This is a genomic window from Aerosakkonema sp. BLCC-F183 (genome assembly GCF_041929145.1).
Classification (GTDB): domain Bacteria; phylum Cyanobacteriota; class Cyanobacteriia; order Cyanobacteriales; family Aerosakkonemataceae; genus Aerosakkonema.
In genome coordinates this window covers 87,878-95,588 of record NZ_JBHFNU010000065.1, presented here as the reverse complement: position 1 = coordinate 95,588, position 7,711 = coordinate 87,878, and the positions used below count along the sequence as shown (strand labels likewise).

8 protein-coding genes are annotated in these 7,711 nt (G+C 39.9%); 3 read left to right on the top strand and 5 right to left on the bottom strand.

Annotated features, from left to right (window positions below):
• The first annotated feature begins 182 nt into the window (after positions 1 to 182).
• The 3 genes from ACE1CD_RS19420 (at position 183) to ACE1CD_RS19410 (ending at position 1,522) form a co-directional block, all read left to right on the top strand.
• Positions 183 to 473 (top strand): hypothetical protein, encoded by a 291-nt coding sequence (locus ACE1CD_RS19420; RefSeq protein WP_374794853.1) that lies wholly within the window; start codon positions 183 to 185, stop codon positions 471 to 473.
• Positions 474 to 584: 111 nt separating this feature from the next.
• A complete protein-coding gene (ssb, locus tag ACE1CD_RS19415; protein ID WP_374794852.1) occupies positions 585 to 980 on the top strand; it encodes a single-stranded DNA-binding protein in 396 nt (131 codons plus the stop codon).
• Positions 981 to 1,081: 101 nt separating this feature from the next.
• Positions 1,082 to 1,522 carry a hypothetical protein gene (locus tag ACE1CD_RS19410; RefSeq protein WP_374794851.1) on the top strand — a complete coding sequence of 147 codons (441 nt, stop codon included), beginning with the start codon at positions 1,082 to 1,084 and terminating at the stop codon, positions 1,520 to 1,522.
• Positions 1,523 to 1,689: 167 nt separating this feature from the next.
• Here ACE1CD_RS19410 and ACE1CD_RS19405 read toward each other — a convergent pair whose 3' ends face one another.
• The 5 genes from ACE1CD_RS19405 to ACE1CD_RS19385 form a co-directional block, all read right to left on the bottom strand.
• Positions 1,690 to 2,274: a hypothetical protein gene (locus tag ACE1CD_RS19405; RefSeq protein WP_374794850.1), complete on the bottom strand. Its 585-nt coding sequence runs from the start codon at positions 2,272 to 2,274 to the stop codon at positions 1,690 to 1,692.
• A complete protein-coding gene (locus ACE1CD_RS19400; protein ID WP_374794849.1) occupies positions 2,271 to 3,506 on the bottom strand; it encodes an AAA family ATPase in 1,236 nt (411 codons plus the stop codon). Before ACE1CD_RS19400 ends, ACE1CD_RS19405 begins: the two co-directional genes overlap by 4 nt.
• A gap of 72 nt (positions 3,507 to 3,578) precedes the next feature.
• Positions 3,579 to 5,771 (bottom strand): DNA methyltransferase, encoded by a 2,193-nt coding sequence (locus tag ACE1CD_RS19395; RefSeq protein WP_374794848.1) that lies wholly within the window; start codon positions 5,769 to 5,771, stop codon positions 3,579 to 3,581.
• Positions 5,772 to 5,787: 16 nt separating this feature from the next.
• Positions 5,788 to 6,606, bottom strand: a complete 819-nt coding sequence (locus ACE1CD_RS19390) for a hypothetical protein (protein WP_374794847.1) — start codon at positions 6,604 to 6,606, stop codon at positions 5,788 to 5,790.
• On the bottom strand, positions 6,606 to 7,682 hold the full coding sequence (locus ACE1CD_RS19385) for a hypothetical protein (protein ID WP_374794846.1): 1,077 nt from the start codon (positions 7,680 to 7,682) through the stop codon (positions 6,606 to 6,608). The genes ACE1CD_RS19390 and ACE1CD_RS19385 overlap by 1 nt, the downstream gene beginning before the upstream one ends.
• Between the last annotated feature and the right edge of the window lie 29 nt (positions 7,683 to 7,711).

The window sequence follows — 7,711 nt, the reverse complement described above, 5'->3', positions numbered from 1 at the left end:
AAGGTCGAACTAAGTTAGAACATCACGAATTAGCTGCTGCTTTAGCTAACAAAGTTCCCTTCGATAATCTGTAATTATTGGTCAAAAAGAATTCAATTACCATACTTTTAGCAACTCGTTGGTTGTTAGAAGTATTTTTTTTGCTGACGCATCTTAAATACTGAAAAGTTTGGAGACTTCTGATGTCTATTTCACTTGGTTCTCTTGGTATTCGCATTAATCGTAAGAAGCTTTTGTCTCAAGTAGTTGAATTAGCAGAAAATAGGCGCTATTGGCAAGCAGTAGCTGATTCAACTACTGAAGCTCACGATGCTAAGTTGGTTCGTACTCAACTTTATCAAACTTTGGCTGAAGCTGATAATCAAGAGCTTTTGGAATTGGCTTGTCAACTGCTGACTCTTAATGAAATTGGTCGGCGAGCTAACGAGACTTTTGAGCGTATTCAAGAGTACAGAGCTAAGACTGCTGCTTAATGAATATTACCATCAATCTAACGCATCTAACGGAGATTGATGGTAACTTTTCAACTCATTTTAAAGTGGCGCTGTCGCGCTGAAAAAAAGAGCATTACTGGGGAAACTAATATGTCTGATAATCTCAATATTATCAATCTTGTTGGTCGGGTTGGTCAGAAGCCAGACACTCAATATTTTGAGAGTGGTTCTGTCTTGACAAAGCTTTCTTTAGCTGTTAACCGTCGCACTAGCAAGAAAGATTCGGAACCTGATTGGTTTGCGGTCGAAATTTGGGGTAATATCGCGGAAGTGGCTGCTAATTATACTGATAAGGGCAGCTTAATTGGTATTCAGGGTGAATTGAAGTTTGATGAGTGGACTGACCAAGCTACTGGTCAGCAGCGAGTTAAGCCTGTTATTCGGGCTAATAATCTGGAATTACTTGGCTCTAATCCTAATTCTAACTCGCTTGGTAATTCTCCTAATTCATCTGACCAAACCAATTCACAACAAAGCGATTTTTAGGTGAATTACATTTCTATAATATTCCGGCACTTTTATGGTGTCGGGATATTTTTTAGGGCGCAGAAGCGCTTGATTTTTTGAACCAATAATGGTAAAATACCATGAACAATGCACAATTAAGAGTTCGGCTCGATTCTCTGCAAGCTTCTCACACTCAAGATGGAACTTTGAATGTTTCTGGACAATGTTCGTTTAAATATTACGATCGCTCTGGATACAAGGTACGTCCATTACGGTTTCAAGCTTATGGTGAGGCTGCTGTTGCTCTCAATCATGGGGGTGTTGGTACTGTCCATGTTGTATCTGGGCGACTCAATATTTTCAAGCCTAATGATACTAATCCCAATCATCAAATGCTGTTGACTGTGGAACGAACTGTTGTGGTTGGGGGACATTCTAATTCTGGCTCTACTCCGGTTATTCCAGTAGTTCCTGCTGCACCTGTAGAGGCTGTTGCTGGTGTAGGAGCAAATATTTCAGTACCTATCCCCGTAGCTAGTAACGGTAAAGCTACCGCAGAGTATAGCGAGATTCCGTTCTAACTGCTTTACTGAGTTTTTCAAATAAGGGTGCGACTCATCAAAACACTGTAAATAGTGCAGAGTTTACGTCGCACTCTTATTGATTTTTACATAAAAACCTTGTGCTATGGTCGCCACTATTGTGCAACTGCTTTTGATAGCGACGGCTTCTAATGGCACAACTATTACTATGACTCAGATGAGCTACTTTGTTGCTGTTTTCTAATCGCACGGGCAATCAAAGGCGCTTTTTTTTCCAGTCCTTCAAGTGTAATATCACCATCAAGGTAAAGCTGATACCACTGTTGGCGCTGACGGATAACTCGTTCGTCATCTCGCAGGCGCAAGCGTTGTAAAGTAAATTCTGCTCTTTGACGTTCTGCTGGAGGAACTTTATTTGTTAATACTAACTGAAGAGAAGGAAGGATGATTTCAAACCAATCCTCTCCAACTTGGAAAGGATCGAGCACTTGGTCATCTAACGTGCGCTTGCTGCTATTAATCCAGGCGGAAGCGAAGCGATAATTACTCCATTCATAAGCCAGGTTGGGATAATTTTCGCAACTCAAATAATGGTCTACTGTTCCAACAGGTTCGTACATAACCGAGTAGCCACACAAATTGCCAAAACCATCAGCTAAATTGCTTTTGAAGGGCGACCAATAATCTCTAGGTCTCAAGTTATTCGGATTTTTGGCTAACCAATTATTCCCTGGTTGTCGAGCTTTTTGGTCGAATTCTGGCGGTTCGGATGGCGGGTTAAATCGGATCATATCCGATGCGCCTCCGTTTTGATAATCCAACGAGGCCAAAATGGGTCATGTCCGGGAAGCAGCCGTTCGAGTTCTTGTTGAATTTGTGAGGGGGTTCTCAAGTTTTCAGGAAAGGCATCCATATTATCGTGGCGCATCCAAGCTTCGGCAGCTTCAATGGTAATTTCTGCTTGTTTGGAACGCGCTTGTTTGAGTCCAAAAATTTCTGAGGTTAACCAGCCTACTGTATCACCTTGTTTTGTCCAAGTCAATTCATTTAATGTGACTTCTTGCCCCTGCAATTCAAATAGGAATAGTCTATCTCTTTCTCGCTCGAACATAGGTTCTAATGAAGCTAAAACTAAGGGAGAATGGGTAGTAGCGAAGGCTTGTATTTTCATCTTTTCTTGTAAGCCTGCCGCCACTTCTAAAACGGCTGGCAAAATTGAACGTTGCCACTGAGGGTGCAGGTGAGATTCTACTTCATCCATGAGTAAAATAATTTGTTCCAGCGGTTGCTTTTTCCGCAATTTAGATGCTTGCAGGTGTTCGTACCAAGTCCAAACGAGTAAATAACCTAGTCCTAAAATGCGCTTCATTCCGGCTGATGCGTGGATGACTGGTACAGTTCCGTATGGCATTTTAATTGTCGGAATATCGCGCACATCTTCTACGGAAACTCGCATGGTTTCTCCGGGTTCCATCCACTCATTAGGATGGGGTGAAAGTTGTTTGATAACGCGCTTTAACAGTTGAAAATTTGTTCGATCTGGTTGATTCTGCCATTTGACCCAATCTTGAATTAATCCATTGGATAAAACTTTATCGCCGTTATCTTTTAATCCGTTCCAAAGTGTGTAATGACTGAAATGATAAACTGTTGAAAGACTACGGGTAGGGTCGAAAACAGAGAAGCCACCATCAACGCGGACGTAAATAACTACACTGTTTAGCAAGGGAGGAAAACTGAGGTCACGCCATTTTTGTTGTTCAAAATCAAAATAAGTGTGAAAAGTTTTAGTTTCACCATTTTTTTGACTGTTGAAGCTGCCAGAGATTTGGGGAGTTTCTTCTGTAAGTTGGGGGAATGCGGGATTGTCTGCCCAAGTTCCAGTGAGAGAATACCAGATAATATCTAATAAAAAGGTCTTCCCTAATCCATTATCTCCTGTAAAGATATTCAGCCTATCGGTAAATTCTACATCAAATTTAGGTGCAGGGCCGACTCGCTTGAGGTACATTTCTTTTAACATTACTTTTTCTCATTTTTGGAGACTGTTTTTATATCTATTACCAGTATACACGATTAATCCATCCTTTTCGATTCATGGTTTGAGTGATTTTTTTTGTCCAACATATATATCTTCAATATGTTGCTGAATTTGGTTGCTTTTTGTCTCAAGCCAATCTAATCCTATCTCTAACTCCAAATGCCAAGAAAGCTGCTTGATAACTTGTGCCATAAAAACCACCATCACATCGTTTCTACTCAAATGTCTTTGATAGGCATTAAATCGCTTAACTTGATTGCCAGTATTGCGTACAGCTAACTTTAAGGTATCTGCTAAACTATCTTTTAACTCTACTCTATTTCTCTTCCTACAAACAATAATAATATCCAGATCGATCGGTGAATTAGCTTGACTTTTGGGAGTAGCGACAGACATCTCCGACTTAATTGGATGAGTCGCAATAATTACCAAACCAGAATTAACTATAGCACGTAAAATTGCTTGCCATCCTTCGGCTTTTGAATGGTGATAAGTAAACACCATCAAACCATCTGACTTCAAAACTCGATAACATTCAGAAAATACTCGTTGCAAGCGTTCCGCAAAAACAGCAGGTTCCCTTGATTGTACTTCATTTGGATGGCGCGTTGTCTCGTTAGATGCAATCTTGTCTGAGATTACATACCGCTGCCAAACATAAAAGAAATCTGCTAATTGGGAATAATGAACGTTATCAAAAAATGGTGGATCTGTTATAATAGCATCAATGCTTTCTGTCGGGATATCCGTTTTCGCTGAATCTCCACAGCCAAGATAAACAGTTTTGTTATTGCTAATCTTATCAAAACTATCTACTATTTCCAATGCCAAAGTAGGAGATAACCCATATAATTTTTCCGTGACCACTTTTCCTTTATTCTGAACTACTTTAATCTCGAAAGGCTTTTCGCAATAATCTATCGCTTTTAATATTCGGCTTTCAAACAATGTCGAAAATGATCCAGAACTTTTAGCGGTTCCCCAAAGATTAGCCTCTAGTGGCGTGCGTTCTGGTTTGAGGATATGATGAGAGAATAGATGACGTACTGCGCCTGTCCCTTCGCCTTTGAAGGAAGCAAACATATTATTAAATTCGAGAGTCCCAGAAAAAAGACAGATAAATAAATCTCGAATTGTTAGATCGTTTATTTGTTTAATTTCTTCAGATAATACGCTCAAACATAATAACTGGCGTTCGTTAAACATTTCATGCCAGTAACGATAACAATAATTAAGCACTTGGTCGGTATTGTAACCGGGTTTTATTGCTACAATTGGATAAGGACTTGAGCGAATACTTAATTCTTTTTTGGCTGACTCATACAGAGTTAGGTCATATTCATTAATAGGCAAATATTGCTTTGAACCATCTTTTAGGAGTACCAATTTAGCATACATCCGATGTTCTGGTGGCTTTCCGTACTGCTGTACTACCTTAGCGATGGAAAATGTATGATTACAATGCTTGCAAGTAGCTTTTTGACCTTTGACATTAGCTATTTGTGGGTTAAAAGTTGAGTGGCAACTATGACAGGTAACGCTATCAGTAGTATAATGAATTGTGTTAATATTTTCGCATTTTGGGCAGATAGCTTGAGCTTGCGGAAACTTATTTGGGTAAGCGTGTTTTGAAAAGATGTATGATGAAAACAAATCAACCGGATGAGTACAAAATGGACAAGGTAAATATTTTACCCAGAAATAGTAGAGAACAGTAGCAGCTTCGCCATTTTCTAGGATAGTTGTGTAATAGTGTTGAATGCGATCGCTTACACTTTTCTTAATATCCTCAAACGTTTCTATAATCCGGTGCTTATCTTTTTTAATGAGAGCATTTTTCACCAAAAAGTGAGCTACAGGGTTAATATCGCGTCCAATTACTGTTGCACCGAGTTTGATTGCTTCGCCTATAGTCGTACCACTACCCATAAATGGGTCAAATACTTTTACTTCTTTTAAATCTAATGGCTGATAAAATAATTTGATGATATCGGAATCTTGAGGAGCAAACGTAGAAATAATGATAGCACGGAATACTGAGCCAAGTCTCCTTGCCCACCATTTATGGATATAATAAATTGGTCTGTTGATTTCCTTGCGCCAGCTTTCTTGTTCGGCGATTATGCTTAATTGTTCAAAAGGAAAATTTTCATCTTCTATGGCTTTTATGCCTTCAGAATATGGGTTGATTGTAGTCAATTCATTTTCGCGATGTAAAAGAGGTATTTGAGTATTTAAAGCTTCCATAAGTATTTTTATTTACTTATAATTGTACATCATCTTCTTCAGCTTCTTGTATCACATCTTCTTGCTCTCGACTGGATTTTAAATTAACAGTTGGGCCTAAAGCATTGATAGTTTGTAAAATGGCTGGACGATAAGCTACAAAATCATGTACTCTACCTGCTGATGGGTTGGCAACTTGTTGAGGTTGAATCGTGTTAGTCTGCATATCAAAGGAATAACCTACAATCATCTGCTCAACTTCAACTCTGCTAAATTGTCCTACAGCAATTAATCGATTATCAACTGGATAATCGGCTGGAAGTATCATAGTTACTTGAGATTCAACACCATTTAGTAAGCCAAACGGTGTTGGCGCAACATACATTTTCCTGTCTCTAATCAAAATATCACCGTAGCTGCCAAAACCTCGAAAGCTTTTGTTTTTATGGATATAATTTCGGTCGGCATTTAGAAAGTCTCCATGACAGATAACTAAGTTGTGTACTGGATACTGGGTATCGGCATTTTTTGGATATCTGCCAAAAACATAGAATACAGTTATGCCATTGTGATAGCCTCTAGGGACTTGGCTGTTGCTGTCGTAATCTTTATATCGACCGGGATATTCTAATGCTTTAATTTCATAACCTTCAGGATTTTGAATAATTCTGAAGTCGGGATAGGTGTTTCTGCCTGGTTGCTCGAAGTTAAAGGGAATGGTAGTTTGCAAATTGGTTAATCTTGCGCTAAACCAATCTTGGAAGTGATATTCTTTATCTCTTTTGCTTTGACGGGTGATGAGGATACCGTTGAGAATGGCATGATGGCAGGTTAAGAAGATATCGATGTACAGCATTAAATTTTTGTATATTCTGTTTCCAAAAAAGCTAACAAGCGTTCCTGCTTGGGAGTTAGAGTAGCGGGATTTGGTAATCTACCAAATGCTTCTAATGCAGCTGCGTGGGTGGGGTCGAAATCTTCATACATTTTGTCAGCTAACTGCCTAATTCGCGAACTTATGAATGCTGCTTTTTCTTCAGAAGCGCCATCAATTGGTTCTAAATTCTCAGGTTTGACTGCATCAAAGTCCATTTTCCACGTCCGTATTGCACAACTGGAGATGTTTACCTCAACGATTATGCACCAACATCCCGAAACTTTTTTTAATTCTGTATCGCTTTTAGCTATGATTTGACATACCTCACCGACGCGCCGGGGATTGGGAACTAGCTTTTTGTTCTTAATACGTTCGATAATATCGATGGGATGACGTAATTGCTCTAATCGCCGACGTGCTACCTGTTCGCCTTGCGTTTTCACGATTTGAAATAGGGAAATTGCTTCTTTTTTGGGGATGTTGGCGTTGCATCCCAGGATATCTTGCTTTATTTCTTCTCCCAATGCTAATGCTAGCGTATCGATCGCTTCACTGAACTGGGCATCTCGTCTAATAGTACGGCTGCTAACTTTATACTGCTGTGCCAATTCTTCGGCTACATCTACCGATAGGACATTTTGTCCTATCGGTGAGTTCTGCTTTAGATTGTCCTCTCGATTGCCTTTGAGTAAGGTGTATCGCTTCCCTCTCAGGTAGCTGGCGGTTTCTGGGGTGATGTTCCGCCGCCCCAACTGGTGGTTGACAATCCATGCCAGTGCAGCTTCTCTGTTTGGTAGTTCGATCTCTACAATAGTGTACGGGATATGCAGTTGGGTGCATAGCTGGTAACGGTTATGACCGTCTAGAAGGATATTGCGGTCTTTCCAAACTATGAGGGGTTCAAGGCAACCTTGTTGGCTTAAATTAGCTTCTAATAAGGCTAATTCCTCAGTTGATGGGGGAGGAATCAGGTTTTGGAATTCTGGGTCAATGGTCAAACAGCAGTTTGAGGGGGAGGATTCTGGTTCTTGGTAGGGGGATATGGTAGCTAGCATTTTTTCTTTCCTGCATCAAAACCGGGTGT

Coding starts and splice junctions, on each gene's coding strand:
- ACE1CD_RS19420 (WP_374794853.1), top strand. CDS start 183: ATGTCTATTTCACTTGGTTCTCTTGGTATTCGCATTAATCGTAAGAAG.
- ssb (WP_374794852.1), top strand. CDS start 585: ATGTCTGATAATCTCAATATTATCAATCTTGTTGGTCGGGTTGGTCAG.
- ACE1CD_RS19410 (WP_374794851.1), top strand. CDS start 1,082: ATGAACAATGCACAATTAAGAGTTCGGCTCGATTCTCTGCAAGCTTCT.
- ACE1CD_RS19405 (WP_374794850.1), bottom strand. CDS start 2,274: ATGATCCGATTTAACCCGCCATCCGAACCGCCAGAATTCGACCAAAAA.
- ACE1CD_RS19400 (WP_374794849.1), bottom strand. CDS start 3,506: ATGTTAAAAGAAATGTACCTCAAGCGAGTCGGCCCTGCACCTAAATTT.
- ACE1CD_RS19395 (WP_374794848.1), bottom strand. CDS start 5,771: ATGGAAGCTTTAAATACTCAAATACCTCTTTTACATCGCGAAAATGAA.
- ACE1CD_RS19390 (WP_374794847.1), bottom strand. CDS start 6,606: ATGCTGTACATCGATATCTTCTTAACCTGCCATCATGCCATTCTCAAC.
- ACE1CD_RS19385 (WP_374794846.1), bottom strand. CDS start 7,682: ATGCTAGCTACCATATCCCCCTACCAAGAACCAGAATCCTCCCCCTCA.